13 protein-coding genes are annotated in these 14,705 nt (G+C 55.1%); 7 read left to right on the top strand and 6 right to left on the bottom strand.

Annotated elements, in window-relative coordinates; all coding sequences use genetic code 11:
* Positions 1-71 precede the first annotated feature (71 nt).
* The 5 genes from yidC (at position 72) to EQG79_RS13055 (ending at position 6,708) form a co-directional block, all read left to right on the top strand.
* The gene (gene yidC / locus EQG79_RS13075) at positions 72-1,943 is read left to right on the top strand and encodes a membrane protein insertase YidC (RefSeq protein WP_129601734.1); all 1,872 of its coding nucleotides are present in this window, start codon (positions 72-74) and stop codon (positions 1,941-1,943) included.
* Positions 1,944-2,027: 84 nt separating this feature from the next.
* A complete protein-coding gene (locus EQG79_RS13070) occupies positions 2,028-3,839 on the top strand; it encodes an ABC transporter substrate-binding protein (protein ID WP_077923569.1) in 1,812 nt (603 codons plus the stop codon).
* A 66-nt stretch (positions 3,840-3,905) separates the two neighbouring features.
* Entirely contained in the window at positions 3,906-5,198 is a 1,293-nt protein-coding gene (hemL, locus tag EQG79_RS13065; protein WP_077923570.1) for a glutamate-1-semialdehyde 2,1-aminomutase, read from the top strand.
* A 60-nt stretch (positions 5,199-5,258) separates the two neighbouring features.
* Positions 5,259-6,287 carry a glycosyltransferase gene (locus EQG79_RS13060; RefSeq protein ID WP_129601733.1) on the top strand — a complete coding sequence of 343 codons (1,029 nt, stop codon included), beginning with the start codon at positions 5,259-5,261 and terminating at the stop codon, positions 6,285-6,287.
* Positions 6,288-6,360: 73 nt separating this feature from the next.
* Entirely contained in the window at positions 6,361-6,708 is a 348-nt protein-coding gene (locus EQG79_RS13055; protein ID WP_077923572.1) for a hypothetical protein, read from the top strand.
* A gap of 21 nt (positions 6,709-6,729) precedes the next feature.
* On the opposite strand, the gene EQG79_RS30970 is transcribed toward EQG79_RS13055, so the two are convergent.
* Positions 6,730-6,882, bottom strand: coding sequence for a hypothetical protein (locus tag EQG79_RS30970; RefSeq protein WP_165358882.1), 153 nt, complete (start codon positions 6,880-6,882; stop codon positions 6,730-6,732).
* Positions 6,883-7,010: 128 nt separating this feature from the next.
* A complete protein-coding gene (locus EQG79_RS13050) occupies positions 7,011-7,208 on the bottom strand; it encodes a hypothetical protein (RefSeq protein ID WP_129601732.1) in 198 nt (65 codons plus the stop codon).
* Here EQG79_RS13050 and hisS point away from each other — a divergent pair.
* Positions 7,199-8,575: a histidine--tRNA ligase gene (gene hisS, locus EQG79_RS13045; RefSeq protein ID WP_129601731.1), complete on the top strand. Its 1,377-nt coding sequence runs from the start codon at positions 7,199-7,201 to the stop codon at positions 8,573-8,575. The genes EQG79_RS13050 and hisS overlap by 10 nt on opposite strands.
* Here the strand turns inward: hisS and EQG79_RS13040 are convergent.
* The 4 genes from EQG79_RS13040 to EQG79_RS13025 all read right to left on the bottom strand — a co-directional run bounded on the left by EQG79_RS13040 (position 8,572) and on the right by EQG79_RS13025 (position 13,372).
* Positions 8,572-9,537 carry a sensor histidine kinase gene (locus EQG79_RS13040; RefSeq protein WP_236648900.1) on the bottom strand — a complete coding sequence of 322 codons (966 nt, stop codon included), beginning with the start codon at positions 9,535-9,537 and terminating at the stop codon, positions 8,572-8,574. The genes hisS and EQG79_RS13040 overlap by 4 nt on opposite strands.
* A 323-nt stretch (positions 9,538-9,860) precedes the next feature.
* Complete coding sequence (gene cobA, locus EQG79_RS13035; RefSeq protein ID WP_077923576.1) at positions 9,861-10,619, bottom strand: uroporphyrinogen-III C-methyltransferase; 759 nt, start codon at positions 10,617-10,619, stop codon at positions 9,861-9,863.
* A 78-nt stretch (positions 10,620-10,697) separates the two neighbouring features.
* Complete coding sequence (locus EQG79_RS13030) at positions 10,698-12,848, bottom strand: nitrite/sulfite reductase (RefSeq protein ID WP_077923577.1); 2,151 nt, start codon at positions 12,846-12,848, stop codon at positions 10,698-10,700.
* A 275-nt stretch (positions 12,849-13,123) separates the two neighbouring features.
* Complete coding sequence (locus EQG79_RS13025; protein WP_077923578.1) at positions 13,124-13,372, bottom strand: hypothetical protein; 249 nt, start codon at positions 13,370-13,372, stop codon at positions 13,124-13,126.
* A 41-nt stretch (positions 13,373-13,413) separates the two neighbouring features.
* On the opposite strand from EQG79_RS13025, the gene EQG79_RS13020 reads away from it, so the two are divergent.
* A complete protein-coding gene (locus tag EQG79_RS13020; RefSeq protein ID WP_129601730.1) occupies positions 13,414-14,532 on the top strand; it encodes a tetratricopeptide repeat protein in 1,119 nt (372 codons plus the stop codon).
* Positions 14,533-14,705: the final 173 nt, after the last annotated feature.

The following is a 14,705-nucleotide window of genomic DNA, read 5'->3' as shown; positions in this document are numbered from 1 at the left end:
CGATCAGTCCGGTATGCCGGGCGGGTAGTTTTCGACTGTAAACCGCAATCCGAAAGCGGAAAACTTCTAAAATGGATCGCAATCAACTTATTGGTATCGTTCTGATAATGGCCATGCTGGTCGGTTATCAGCTGCTGGTGCCAAAACCCGCACCCGATGCGGCTCAGTCCGGCAAAAAACCGGCTCAGACAACACAAACCACCCCGCCTACCACTGCCTCCGGCACCTCATCAACGGCCGCATCCGCGGCCCGCCCTTCGCTTGACTCCGCCACGGCCCGCGCCCGTTTCGGCGATTTCGCCACCGTAGCCACGGGAGAAACCCGCGATGTCGTTGTGGAGAATAAAGACATGAAAGTTACCTTCAGCACGGTTGGTGGCCGGGTGAAGGAGGTAATACTGAAAAACTACAAGACCTTTGATCAGAAACCGCTGGTCCTGGTCGACGGGCGTAACAGCCAGACGCGGCTCGAACTGCCTACCAACCGCGGACCGGTAGACCTTCACCGTCTGTATTTCAAGACGTCGACCCAGAATAGCAGCGTTGGCGGTCAGGCTCAGACCATCCGTTTCACGGCCGAGGTGGCTCCGGGCCAATCCGTTGAACAGGTATATACCGTGCCGGCCGAAGGCTACGTAATCTCGTATGACTTAAAACTGAATGGGCTGGGCAATTCGGTAACCAACGATAACATCCGGTTTTACTGGCAGGACCGGATGCAGCAGTACGAAAACGATCTGGCAAACAACGTCCAGTCGGCCACGATCAACTACCTGACGGCGGACGAAAGCTTCGAGAAGCTGGCAGAAGGCACCAGTAATCAGGACGTAACGGCCGATCAGCCCGTTCAGTGGTTTACGATCAAGCACAAGTACTTCCTGGCTGGTTTTGTGGCCCGCAACGCGCCCATGCCCAAAGCCAGTTTCCTGACGCTCGTCAATCCTGACGATAAGAGCGTGGTGAAAACGGCGGTGGCTGACGTAACCCTACCCATGGCCGACGTAAAAGCCGGTAAAGGGCAATACTCATTCTACTACGGTCCCAACGATTTCCAGCTGCTGGGTACGGTAGCCCCCGAATTCGACCAGAACGTCTATCTGGGGTACTCCGTGCTGAAGCCCATCAACAAATATTTCTTCGTGCCGGTATTCAACCTGCTTGAGAAATTTATTTCCAACTACGGCTTGCTGATTATTGCCCTGGTGGTGTTTGTAAAACTCATTCTAACACCGTTAACCTACCGTTCATACGTCAGTATGGCCAAAATGCGGGTGCTGGCGCCCGAGATCGAGGCCATCAAGGAACGGGTGGGTGACGATATGGCCAAACAGCAATCCGAGCAGATGAAGCTGTACCAAGAGGTGGGTGTCAGCCCGCTGAGCGGGTGTGTACCGGTGCTGGCTACGATGCCAATTCTGTTTGCGTTGTTCATGCTGTTTCCGAACCTGATCGAACTGCGTCAGAAGCCGTTTCTATGGGCGGGTGACCTCTCTACCTACGACGCATTCGTTACGTTCCCGGCCATTCCGTTTATCGGCAGTCACCTGAGTCTGTTCACGGTGCTGATGACAGCCTCATCGATCGCCTACGCCTACTACAACAACCAGACAACGCCTACCCAGCCGGGCCCGGTAAACATGAAGGCGCTTAGCTACGTGTTCCCGCTGATGTTCATGTTTGTGCTGAATTCGTATCCGGCGGGTCTGACGTTCTACTATTTTGTATCGAACGTAGTGACCATTGCCCAGCAGCAGCTCATTCGTCGGTTTGTTGACGAAACGAAAATCAAGGCGGTGCTGGACGACAACCGGAAGAAGAATGCCGCTGGGCAGGGCAAGAAACCGGGCGGTTTCCAGGCGCTGCTTCAGAAACAGCTGGCCGCTGCCGAAGAGGCCCGGAAACAGGCTGAAGAGGCTCAGCGCAAAGCAAAACAGAAAAAGTAAACGTCGAGATCGGCAGAATACGGTCGGATGATTTTGGCGTAAGCCCCTTCATTCGACCGTATTCCGTTGATAGCTGCCACGACTATGAACCCAAAACTCCGTTGGCTTATACTAGGGCTGATTGGCCTGATCGGGCTGCTTCCCGGCTGGACGGCCATGGCGCAGGTGCCTGCCGACTTGCAGAAGCGCTACAAAGCGGCCGTTAGCCAACTACAGCGGAGCGAGTACAACCAGGCTAAATCGGAGCTGAGCGCGATCATACAGCGGGGAGGCCCCCTGGCGCCCTATGCTCATTACTACTGGTCGATAGCCGCGTTTCGACAGCGCGACTTCAGCCAAAGCCGGCTGATGCTGAAGCAACTCACGAGCCGCTTTCCTGATTGGCGCAAGATCGATGACGCCCAGTATCTGCTGGCCGCTATCGCTATGGAAACTGGTCAGTATGAAGAAGGGCTGACCAACCTGCAGCGGATTGGTGATCCCGGTCTGCGGGCCGATGCCAGTAAACTGGAACAGTATTTTCTGAGTCGGATAACCGACCTGAACCGATTAAAGCAGATGCATCGGGAGTTTCCGGAAAACAGGGCCATTGCCCTAAACCTGATTGACCTGATCCAGCGAACCTCTACCGATAAAGACGATCTGGAGTTGTCGGACCGGCTGACAAACCGCTTTGGTCTACCGGCAACCACGTCCGCCCAGCCCGCAGCGCCTGTTGCCAACCGACCAGCCTCGTCGGCTACGCCCCCCGCCACGACCCGTCCGACGCGGCCCAAAGGCTATTATAACGTAGCCGTAATGCTGCCTTTCCGACTCGATGAGTTCGATGCGGGCAAGCGACTACGCTCCAATCAGTACGTTTTCGATCTGTACAATGGCATCAAGCTGGCGAAGGAGAAACTGCAGGAAGAAGGCATAACGGTTAATCTCTTTGCCTACGATATTGAGAACGACGCCAACAAAACGCTAGAACTGGTGAACAGTCCGGCCTTCTCCCAAACGGATCTGATCGTTGGCCCTCTCTATGCCGAACCGAACCGGATTGCATCAGCTTACGCCAATCAGAACAACATCGTACTGCTCAATCCCATTGCGACCAGTAGTGAGTTGATTGCCAACCAGCCTATGTCATTTCTAGTGCAGCCGTCGCTGGCGCGCCAGGCCCAGCAGGTGGCCGACTTCATCCGTCAGCCCGGCCGGCCGGCTACTGAAACGGGGACCCGCCGGGTGGCCATCTATTTCGGTTCTGCCCGAAAAGATTCGTTGCTGGCAGCTTCGTACCGGGATGAACTGAAACGGCAGAACTATCAGGTGGTCGATTTTCAACGGGTAGCTGGTTCGGCGCAGACAATGGCCAGCCTGATGCTGTCGGCCAATGCGTCGGTGTCGGCCCGCCCCTCGTCCAGCTCGGTCAGCACACCTGCCAGTCTGCCGACTGTATCGCTGAATCACGTGTTTTTGGCCAGCAGCAACGATGAAGATGGGCCGAAGCTGCTTGATGCGCTATCCCGCCGACGGGTATCCGGCTCTCTAATTGCCACATCTGCAGCATTCGATTATTACCGCAACACCCTCTCTACCTTTACCCGCCGGAGCCTGTACCTGCTGTATCCAGATTTTATCGATACCAGCCGCGACATCGTGACCAATTTCGGCGCCGACTATCTGGCCAGCCGGAATACCATTCCCTCAGTATTTGCCAGCCAGGGGTATGACATGATGTTATTTTTTGGGCGTCACCTAGCCCGCAATGGCGGGCAGATCCGGAACCGGTCTGCCCTGCGCTCGGATACGGATGATTATCTGCTATCGGGTTTCGATTATAGCAGAAGCAATGACAATCAGATCGTTCCGATCGTGCGGTACGAGGGCGGGCGGTTCGTGAAAATTAATTAGTAGCAGCCTCCGCTCAGGATACGCCTGAGCGGCTGGCCGGCTACCCGCGTTTACCTAGCTAGTGATATGACAACGAGTCAACAACTGTTCGAGAAAGCTAAAGAATTGATACCTGGTGGGGTAAACTCGCCCGTTCGCGCGTTTCGGGCGGTGGGCGGAAGTCCCCTCTTCATTAAGTCGGCTAAAGGCCCTTACATCTATGATGAGGACGGTCGGTCGTACATCGAGCTGATCAACTCCTGGGGACCTATGATACTTGGCCACGCGTTTGAGCCCGTCGAACAGGCCGTTCGTGATGCCATACAACACTCATTCTCGTTTGGGGCACCTACCCGGAAAGAGGTAGAAATGGCCGAACTGATCATCAGTATGGTTCCGTCGGTCGAGAAAGTAAGAATGGTCAACTCCGGAACGGAAGCGACCATGGCTGCCATTCGGGTGGCGCGTGGTTTTACCGGCCGCGACAAGATCATCAAGTTTGAAGGCTGTTACCACGGCCACGGCGACTCGTTTCTGATCGCTGCCGGCAGTGGCGCCATGACCATGGGCGTGCCTGATTCGCCGGGGGTGACCAAAGCCACAGCCGCCGACACGCTGACCGCTCCTTATAATGATCTGGCCGCTGTTGAGGTCCTGCTGGAGAATAACCACAACCAGGTAGCGGCCCTGATTCTGGAGCCCGTGGTCGGCAATATGGGTTGTGTGCTGCCCGAACCCGGGTTTCTGGAAGGTATCCGCTCGCTTTGCGACAAGCACGGGGTCGTGCTGATTTTCGATGAGGTGATGACGGGATTCCGGCTCGCCAGGGGCGGAGCCCAGGAGCGATTTGGTATAACCCCTGACCTGACAACGATGGGTAAAATCATTGGGGGGGGGATGCCGGTAGGCGCCTACGGAGGCCGACGGGACATCATGGATATGGTATCGCCCGCCGGACCGGTCTACCAGGCCGGTACCCTATCCGGCAACCCGATTGCCATGTCGGCCGGGTTGGCCATGCTGCGTCATCTGAACGACAACCCGGGGGTCTATTCGCGGCTGGAGGAGATCGGTACCAAACTCCATACCGGTTTCAGCAACAGCCTGGCCAAGCTCGGGTTGCCGTTTACCATCAACCAGATCGGCTCCATGTTCACCCTGTTTATGACTGAGCGGTCGGTGTCTAACTTCGCCGATGCCAAAACGTGTGACCTGCCGCTGTTTGGCCGGTATTTTCACGCTATGCTCGAACGGGGAGTTTATCTGGCCCCATCGCAGTTCGAAAGCCTGTTTGTGTCGGTGGCGCTGACCGACGAGCTGATCGATCAGGTGATCCAGGCCAACGAAGAAAGTCTGACCGTCGCCCTGACGAACGCTTAATGGGGGACTGAGTGGCCCCCAACCGGTGGGTCACTCAGCCGCGCACCAGCCTGAACCGACATGTATTTTTCCGTTATCATCCCCATCTTCAACCGCCCCGATGAGTTGCGGGAGCTGCTCGAAAGCTTAACGAAGCAGACATATACCCACTTTGAGGTGCTGGTCATTGAAGACGGTTCGGTATCCAAAGCCGATGGGGTGGTAGCCGATTTTGCCGACCGGCTGAACGTGCGGTATTACTCTAAACCAAATTCCGGGCAGGGCTTTACCCGAAACTACGGGTTTGAGCGCGCTACCGGAGACTATTTCATTATATTCGATTCCGATGCGCTGATTCCTCCCCATTATTTCTCGGTAGTGAATGAGCGTTTACAGGCCGTCCAGACCCAGCCGGGACGGCCTTCACTGGATGCCTATGGTGGTCCGGATGCGGCTCACCCGGATTTCACCCCGATCCAGAAGGCGATCAGTTACTCGATGACCTCCCCGTTTACCACCGGAGGCATACGGGGAAGTAAAAAAAATCTGGGCGGCACCTTTCACCCCCGCAGTTTCAACATGGGTCTGTCGCGGCAGGTCTGGGAGAAGACCGGGGGGTATCGGCTGAGCCGGATGGGGGAGGACATCGAATTCGCCATTCGGATCATTGAATCGGGCTTCACGACCGGTCTGATCCCTGAGGCATTTATTTATCACAAACGGCGTACGAGTTTCGGACAGTTTTTTCGGCAACTTCGATTTTTTGGCCGCGCCCGGATCAATATCTCCCGCTATTACCCGGCCGAGCTGAAGCTGGTTCACACGTTTCCGGCTTTGTTTACCCTGTTTCTGGCGTCAATACCAGTATGGGCCCTGATCAGCCCGGTCCTGTTCGGGCTGGCGGTTGGGGTGCTGGTACTGTTCTCCCTGCTTATTTTCATAGACGGGACCCGGCAGCAGAAAAGCAACCAGGTAGGCGCCTTGAGTGTTCTGGCGGCTTTTGTCCAGTTGACCGGTTATGGCATCGGGTTCCTGAGCGAAGGCTGGAAGCGACTTCGGGAACCCAGAGAATTCAGGGAGACCGGCGCATCGATCGACTACCCCTCCTAAGATGTTAAGCCAATGTTAACAAAATAAACGGCTCTCCGTTGTAGATTTACCCCTCCGATAGAGACGTATATACATGGCTAAAATCCCCCCACCACCGGGTCGTCGGTTAGTCAACCGGATGACCACCCGAACCAAATGGTTACTGCTGGCTCCTATTAGTCTGGCGTTGATCGGGGCCGGGCTGTGTGTGGTCAGCGAAGCCGGTTATGCCAAACATACCGGTGCGCCCTTCCGACAGTGGTTTCTGTGGGGCGCCTATGGACTCATCCTGGTCAACGGTGGGTTGTCGTTGTTTGGGCAGGCGGTCCGCTTTCGGGTGCAGCTCGACTATCGCCGGTTTGTGCGCCGTGAACTGAAGAAGCGGGATCAGCGGGGGGGGAGCAAAAAACGAAAAACCTCATCCGGTCGGGATGAGGTCTGATTCCGTACTGCGAAAAGAACCTTAGGCTTTCTTCTCAGCAAACGATGCCTTGATGGCTTCGATGTCAACGTTCTTGATCGTTGGCTTACGCAGCAGTTGTTTGATGGCGTTGGTTTTGTTATTGGCAATAGCCCGGTTCTTCCGGCCTTTGCGCTTCAGTTCTGTAATTGCCATGACGGTATACCTGTATTTTTTAGTCAGTTCCTGAATTCAGACCGCAAAAGTAAGGAATTTTACGACAGCAAAACAGGTTTCGGCTGTATTTATTGGCCTGTTTGGCAAGTAGTACCCGGTATGGCTTATCATGCCATATCGCCATCGGTCAGCTTGTTTCCACGCATCTCCTCCAGGTATTCAATAGATGTACCTTTTGTCAGCCTGGTCCGGTGGCCGAAAATACGCCGGGGGGGCGTATAGACATGACCGGAGCGGGTGATGGTTATGGCCGACCAGGATAGACTGGTTGGAACGGCTGTTGTACCTTTGCGGTATGAAACCATCCCTCGTTAAAGGAACACGTGACTTTGGGCCGGAGCAGATGAGCAAACGGCTGTTTATATTCGATACAATCCGGGCAACCTTCAAGCGGTTTGGATTTCTGCCGCTCGAAACGCCCGCCATGGAAAACCTGTCTACGCTCACCGGCAAATACGGCGATGAAGGTGACCAGCTCTTATTCAAGATTCTGAACTCAGGCGATTTTGCGGCCGGCCTGACCGCTGACGGAGCCGACCAGCCGCCCCTCCATTCAAAAGCCCTGTTACCCCGAATAGCCGAAAAAGGCCTGCGGTACGATCTGACCGTTCCCTTTGCCCGTTACGTGGTCATGAACCGGCACGCGCTGGCCCTCCCGTTTAAGCGGTACCAAATGCAGCCGGTTTGGCGCGCCGATCGCCCCCAGAAAGGCCGGTACCGGGAGTTTTACCAGTGCGATGCCGATGTGGTCGGTACCGATTCGCTGCTGTGCGAAGCCGAAATTGTGCTGATGGTGCACGAAGTGATGCGTAACCTCGGCATCGAGCAGTTCGCCCTGAAAGTCAACAACCGGAAAATTCTGACTGGTATTGCCGAGATGATCGGTATGCCGGGGCAGGAGGGAGCGCTGGCCGTCGCGATCGACAAGCTGGATAAGATCGGTCAGGATAAGGTGCTGGACGAACTTCGTGGACGGGGCTTTTCGGAGGAGTCCCTGACTGCACTCATGCCCATCTTTTCGGTGGAGGGGAGCACGGACTCGGTGCTGGCCAGGCTGAAAGAATGGCTTGCCTCGTCCGAAACCGCGCAGCGGGGCATTGCCGAGTTACAGGAAACGCTGCAACTGGTCAGTCAGTATGGTCTCGACCAGCCGAAAACCGAACTCGACGTCACCCTGGCGCGTGGCCTATCCTACTATACCGGGGCTATTTTTGAAGTTAAAGCGCTGGGCGTTTCGATTGGCAGCATCAGCGGAGGGGGACGGTACGATAACCTGACCAGCGCATTCGGCACCTCGGAACGGCTGTCGGGGGTGGGTATCTCCTTTGGCGTCGATCGGATCTACGACGTCATGGAAGAGCTTAGCCTGTTCCCGGCCGATGCGGGGCAGGGTACGGCCGTGCTGCTGGTTCCGTTCGACGCCGATGGCCGCGCTGTAGCCTTACCGCTATTAAATCAACTTCGGCAAGCCGACACGTCGGCCGAGATGTACCCCGATCTGGCCAAGGTTAAGAAGATGCTCGATTACGCCAACGCCAAGCGGATTCCGCTGGTCGTTCTGATCGGCTCAGAAGAAGTGCAGACGGGGCAGCTTACGGTAAAAAACATGCTGACCGGCGTCCAGGAGAAACTGACCGCCGATGAGCTGATTGCGTTCGTAACCAGGAGCTAAGCTGGATAGACAGAATCTCCCTGGTAAACGGCAGCCTGAACGGGCTCGTTCAGGAGGGGAAGCAGGACGGTGAAATAGCCGTCTCTATCCTGAACGATAATATCGGTCTGGGTCAGCATCCGGTATTTAGCCGCGATATTGGTCAGGCCGATGCCCGTGCTGCTGACCCATCGGTTTTTGCGTTGCAGGTTGTTCCGGACCCGAAGCTGCCCCGCGTCCGTGGTGCTGATCTCAATGAACAGGGGCTGGTCGGGCAGAACGATGTTATGCTTTACGGCATTTTCGACCAGTAGCTGTAAGGTGAGCGGGGGGAGTGAACTGGACAGGTACGGATCGGCTACGGCTATACGTACGTCGATGCCTGTGCCATGGCGCGTCCTGAGCAGGTTCGTATACGACTCGATAAACGTTAGCTCGGTGCCGAGGGTAATCAGCTCTCGGTCGTTGGCCTGTAGCAGATACCGGTAGATGGAAGATAATTCGTCGACAAACCGGCTGGCCTGAGCGGGTGACTCGTCAATCAATACCGACAGGGTATTGAGAGAATTAAACAGAAAATGGGGGTTGACCTGGCTTTTGAGTGAGTTGAAGCGGCTTTGCCACTGGGATTTAATCAGGTCTTCTTTCTCAATACAGGTTTCCCGCCATTGGCGAACAACATACAGGCCTTCGTAGATACTGAAATACACGACATGGTAAAAGAGCTGGATCCCCAGCGACGTGGTGTAGTCCACCAGACCGAGCCAGAGCGTGGTGCGGGAGCCCAGCAGCAGGTGGACACCAAACCGAAAAAAAACGGCCGCGTTAACCAGTATGGGAGCTATCAACAGCAGCATAATCAGCCGTTGCCGGGTCTGTTCCAGCCCTGGAAACTCCTGTTGCATCCGTAAAACGACCCAACGGCTGATCTGCCAGAACAGGTAACCCGCTGCCAGACCTACCAGCGTAGCGTGGAGGAGCAACGATGAAGAGGCTTCCAGCCAAAAAGAAAGCCTAAAAAAGACAGTGCCAAATAAAAATAACAGCGCAGGGCCTAACCAACGGAGGTAGGCGTCATGAATGCGTATCATACCAGAGAGTCTCCGGAAATGAGTTCAGGATTAGGTATAAAAAAGAGTAGTTGGCTCAGCGTCAGCTTGTATTGCGGCTAAAGGTACTAATATGTCTATAATTCTACTAGTGTAAAAACTGAAGAAGTATACCAACGGTTAACCTACTGTGTCAACGGTAAAAAAAAGCCGTATGGTTTCGAAACCATACGGCTTTTTACTTGTATTTATGGCGGTTACGCCTGAGTAGGCAGCGCCAGCTCATGAACCTGTTTGTGCCAGCCGGCTACTGGCAAACCTGCTACCTCGCCCAGTACAATGACGGCCGGATTGCCGATTCCTTCCGTTTGTACCTGCTCCTGAATGGTCGATACCCGACCCGCTACCATCCGTTCATCAGGGGTCGTGCCATTCTGGATGATGACGACCGGTAGTTCCGCTTTGCCGATTGACTCGTACAGCGCTACTATTTTGGCAAGCTGGTGCATACCCATCAGTACGATTACGGTAGCCGACGACTGGGCCGCCAGCTGCATATCGCGGGAAAGCTGGCCATCTTTTGTAGTGCCGGTAACAACCCAGAAGCTTTCCGATACGCCCCGGTTCGTCAGCGGTACCCCGGCCGAGGCTGGAACTGAATAACTACTCGAAATGCCGGGCACGATGGCGACGTCAAGCCCGTGCTGGCTGGCGTAATCGGCTTCTTCATAACCCCGCCCAAACACGAATGGATCTCCGCCTTTCAGTCGGACAACATGCCCATACTGGCGGGCATAATGAACGATCAGCGGATTGATGTCTTCCTGCATACAACTGTAGGCCCCTTTCCGCTTGCCTACGTATACCTTGAGGGCAGCCGGTTTGCAGTAGTCGAGCAACTCCGGAGCAACCAGCGCATCGTACATGACTACGTCGGCCGCCTGTAGGGCCTTGATGGCTTTCAGGGTAATCAGATCGGGATCGCCGGGACCCGCGCCAACCAGGGTAAGTTTCATATCAATAAGGGACAAGTCGTGTAAAGAATCGACTGATGAAGCGGGCTCATCCCCCTGCTTCTTCGCGCGCACGTTGATTTAGCTGTCTTTAGCCTGAACCAGTTCCTGAAGTTCGGGCATTCCTTCCCGCTCAATCTGGACGTCGCGGTAGGCTTGTACCGCCTTCAGGAAGATGTCGGCATCCGTCATAAACTGGGTGGCAAAGGCCTCGGAAGGCTCCTGCTTGTTAATGCTGAACACCCGACTTTTGAAATCGCCTTCGGCTGGGTGAAAGCCAGGTTCACCCGCAAACGTTTTGTCGAAGTCGCTGACAATACCGTGCTGGGTATTCGTGGGGATATCCCGGCTCATCAAGGCTGCTTTGGCACCGGTGATGAACACGTTATAAGCATGATATACGGCGTCGGCCCATCGGCTGTCGTGGTACGCTTCCCGAGCCCATTCCATTTTTTCAGCGGCTTCGGTCAGCGTGGTAGCAACCAGGTCAATAAGCACACTGGCACACTCGCCTACGCCAACTTCGGTAACGTACTGTTCCGTATGGTCCCAGTCAATGTAATCGGTATCGACCAGGGTTTTCAGATCGGCCAGGGGCTTGAGCAACTGATAAAAATAGTTTTTACCCTGACGCGCGTAATAATCGCTATAGTACTCGCCGTCGAAACCATTGGCTTCATAGTCGCGCAGAAGCAGCCGGAGGGAGTCAGGTCCGCGTTTGGAAGGAATCTTGATGACTTTATCCCCAATCAGTCCTTCGCCCTTGCCGTTGAAGCCACCACCCAGCAATACCTGCAGGGCTGGCAACACGTACGCTCCATTTTTCAGCGATGAGCCGTGGTACCCGATATTGGCGACCGAGTGCTGTCCACAGCCGTTCATACAGCCCGAAATCTTGATCTTGATATCGTCATTGAAGACCAGATCCGGGAATTCGTCGTGCATCATCTGCTCCAGAGCGCGGGTAATGCCGTAGCTGCTCGAGATGGCCAGGTTACAGGTGTCGGTGCCGGGGCAGGTCGTAATATCGGCCGTGGTGTCAAAACCGGGCGTGGCCAGTCCCAGCGTGCTAAGGGCCGTGAACACCGCGGGCAGGTCGGTGGGGCGGATATACCGAAGCAGATACCCCTGGTTTACAGTAACCCGAATGTCATCGGCTGCATACTGCCTGACCACACTGGCCAGCGCACGGGCCGTGTCTGAATTCATATCCCCCAGCAGTACCCGGAGCTGTACGGCATACCAGCCAGCCTGCTTCTGTTCAAAGACGTTGGTCTTGAACCAGGTGGCATAGGCCGGATTAGAAGCAAGTATCGCTTCGTGTGCCGACAAATCAGGAGCGGGGAGGTCCTCGGGTAGTACGGGTGACTGCTCAGTGGCATCAATGGTGTAGACCTTGTTGCGGAGGGCTGGTGTTTCTTCATCCACCCGCCGAAGCAGCTCGTCCAGGCCAATGTCGTTGAGGAGGTACTTCATACGGGCTTTGTGGCGTTTGACACGCTCTCCATACCGGTCGAATACCCGGATAACCCCTTCGATGAAGGGAATGGTCCGGTCCTCTTCCAGGAACTCATAGGCGGTCTGAGCCGGAAAGGGCTGAGCCCCCAGGCCACCGCCCAGCATCACTTTAAACCCTCGTTTGCCGTCCTGAAGGCGGGGAATGAGTCCCACATCATGCATGTAGCCGTAAGCCGAATCCTTTTCACTCGACGACAGGGATATCTTAAACTTACGACCCATATCCTGACAGATCGGATTCCGCAGAAAGTAGTCGAAAATAGCGTAGGCGTAGGGAGTTATGTCGAACGGCTCGTCGGGGTCGATGCCGGCGCGGGCCGACCCGGTCACGTTGCGTACCGTATTGCCACAGGCTTCTTTCAGGGTAATACTAGCGTCTTCGAGGTCGGCCCACAGCTGGGGCGAGTCGGCCAGTTTGACGAAGTGGAGCTGGATATCCTGACGGGTTGTAGCGTGCAGATTACCGGTCGCATACTGATCCGACAGATCAGCGATCCGAACCAGCTGATTAGCGGTAATGCGGCCATGGGGCAGTTTGATCCGGATCATCTGCACGCCGGGCTGACGCTGACCGTATACGCCCCGCGTCAGTCGAAACTTCCGGAAGGCTTCGTCGGCAATATCCCCCGATTGGAACGAACGGATTCTCCGGTCCAGATCGAGTATGTCGCGCCGGGCGGCAGAACTAACGTTGTCGGTGAGCTGAATAGACATAAGGTATATTGTCTATAGAATTAAAAGACTATTTAAGTAAAACGAAACGCCGGTGATCATCGGCGTGTGTCGGGTGAATGGGACCTACAATACTAAATAAAATAGGGAAGGGTATGGTTCAGAATTCGCCCAACTATTGGTTATGGTCTATAAAAACAGGTTATCAGTGTCGTGATACCGTCGCGTAGCTGTACAGGTAGATATGAGAAGACTACCTGTGTCCGCTCACAGAGAGGGCGGGGCAATCGACCCGGGCCGAGTGGCTGATCGTCAGGTTAAAACACCTCATTCCGTTCGCCGGTAGCCTGCCAGTCGGTGTCCATGTCGGCAAAACGTTGAGTCACCCGATTCAGAAAGTCCGTATCCAGCATCTGAAGCACATCGGCACTGTCGGCAACGTCCATTTCGCTTACCTTGTATGTTTGTTCATAAGGTCCTGCCTCTATTTTGAGGATATATTTGCCATTCCAGGCGTAGAGGCCTATTCGAAACTGCGGGTGGGGAATGTCCTGAACGAAACGCATGTTGAGGGCTAATAAGCGTACTGTTTACGTAACATCAACCAATGACGACGCAAATCAGTTTACCAACCGATTCATCAATTCAAGAGGGGCAGACGGCAAAAGAACAGACAGGACGCCCGGCCCGGCTGCAATATGCACGATATACACTGTTCCTGTTGCTGCTCGTACTAGCTGTCGGTTCGGGCTGCTCGGACAGTAACGCCGACGAAGCGGCTCAGTTTTTTCTGCGTGGAAACCTGCAACTCCAGAAGCGCGAATACCGGGAAGCCATACGCTATTATACAGAAGCGCTCGACAAAAAGCCCGATTTTGCCGATGCGTACAACAATAGAGGCCTGGCGAAATATCGGAACGGCGATCGGGAAGGGGCCCTGGCCGATTACAACCGCGCCATTGATACCGACCCTGACTTCGGCGCTACCTACCTGAACCGGGCTGAGGTGCGGCTCGAAACCGGTGATGCCGCCGGGAGCCTGGCTGATCTGCAACGGATCGAGCGGGAATACAAAGACTCTTCGTTTTACCAGGTCCGACTCGCCGATAGTTACGTTCGACTCAACAAACCGGCTCCCGCCCAGGCTGCTTACGACCGGGCCGTACAACTCGATCCAAAAAATGCGGAAGCCCTCACCAATCGGGGTGCCCTGCTGTACAGCCAGAAAGCCTATGAACAGGCCGAATCGGATATTCGTCAGGCGCTGCTGCTCAACCCTAAGCAGGATGCCGCTCTGAACAACCTGAGTCTGCTGCTGGCCAGGGCTGAGAACTATACCGATGCGCTGACGTACGTGGATCGGGCGCTGCTGGTGCAGCCTAACCAACCCTATTACCTGAACAATAAAGCCTATCTGTTGCTGATGCTGAACCGGAGTGAGGAGGCCCTGCCGCTCGTGCAGGAATCGCTGCGGCTGGATCCCGATAATGCCTGGGCCCACCGAACCGCTGGTATTTACTACCTGAACCGGCAGGAAGGCGTAAAAGCATTGGCGTCTTTTCGGCAGGCCGAGCGACTGGATGCATCGGTTGATGACCTGTATTATTACCTCGGTCGGGCCGAGCAGGCGAGTGGTAACCGGCAAGCGGCCTGCGAAGCGTGGCAACGGGGCGAATCGGCCGGGGATCTGCGGGCGGGTGCGGAACGTAGAAAACAATGTATTTGATCTTTTTCGGCACCAATTGGCTGGTCTTCAAACGGCTACGCATCAAGATGGTCTTAGTCGAATGAACCGGCTGCGTATATAGTTTTTAGCGCTGTGTTTTTCTTGAAATAGAATTGTATTTGATCTGGAATAGGAGAGGGGCCGCCGAGGGGTTGGTCAGGTGTCTCGCATCG

The sequence above is a fragment of the Spirosoma sordidisoli genome (genome assembly GCF_004138325.1).
Classification (GTDB): Bacteria; Bacteroidota; Bacteroidia; order Cytophagales; family Spirosomataceae; genus Spirosoma; species Spirosoma sordidisoli.
Note: the sequence above shows the minus strand (reverse complement) of the source record. Positions and strands in the feature narration are given on the sequence as shown.

Bases quoted from the DNA above. Each gene is read 5' to 3' on its own strand.
- yidC (WP_129601734.1), top strand. From the start codon at position 72: ATGGATCGCAATCAACTTATTGGTATCGTTCTGATAATGGCCATGCTG.
- EQG79_RS13070 (WP_077923569.1), top strand. From the start codon at position 2,028: ATGAACCCAAAACTCCGTTGGCTTATACTAGGGCTGATTGGCCTGATC.
- hemL (WP_077923570.1), top strand. From the start codon at position 3,906: ATGACAACGAGTCAACAACTGTTCGAGAAAGCTAAAGAATTGATACCT.
- EQG79_RS13060 (WP_129601733.1), top strand. From the start codon at position 5,259: ATGTATTTTTCCGTTATCATCCCCATCTTCAACCGCCCCGATGAGTTG.
- EQG79_RS13055 (WP_077923572.1), top strand. From the start codon at position 6,361: ATGGCTAAAATCCCCCCACCACCGGGTCGTCGGTTAGTCAACCGGATG.
- EQG79_RS30970 (WP_165358882.1), bottom strand. From the start codon at position 6,882: ATGGCAATTACAGAACTGAAGCGCAAAGGCCGGAAGAACCGGGCTATT.
- hisS (WP_129601731.1), top strand. From the start codon at position 7,199: ATGAAACCATCCCTCGTTAAAGGAACACGTGACTTTGGGCCGGAGCAG.
- EQG79_RS13050 (WP_129601732.1), bottom strand. From the start codon at position 7,208: ATGGTTTCATACCGCAAAGGTACAACAGCCGTTCCAACCAGTCTATCC.
- cobA (WP_077923576.1), bottom strand. From the start codon at position 10,619: ATGAAACTTACCCTGGTTGGCGCGGGTCCCGGCGATCCCGATCTGATT.
- EQG79_RS13030 (WP_077923577.1), bottom strand. From the start codon at position 12,848: ATGTCTATTCAGCTCACCGACAACGTTAGTTCTGCCGCCCGGCGCGAC.
- EQG79_RS13025 (WP_077923578.1), bottom strand. From the start codon at position 13,372: ATGCGTTTCGTTCAGGACATTCCCCACCCGCAGTTTCGAATAGGCCTC.
- EQG79_RS13020 (WP_129601730.1), top strand. From the start codon at position 13,414: ATGACGACGCAAATCAGTTTACCAACCGATTCATCAATTCAAGAGGGG.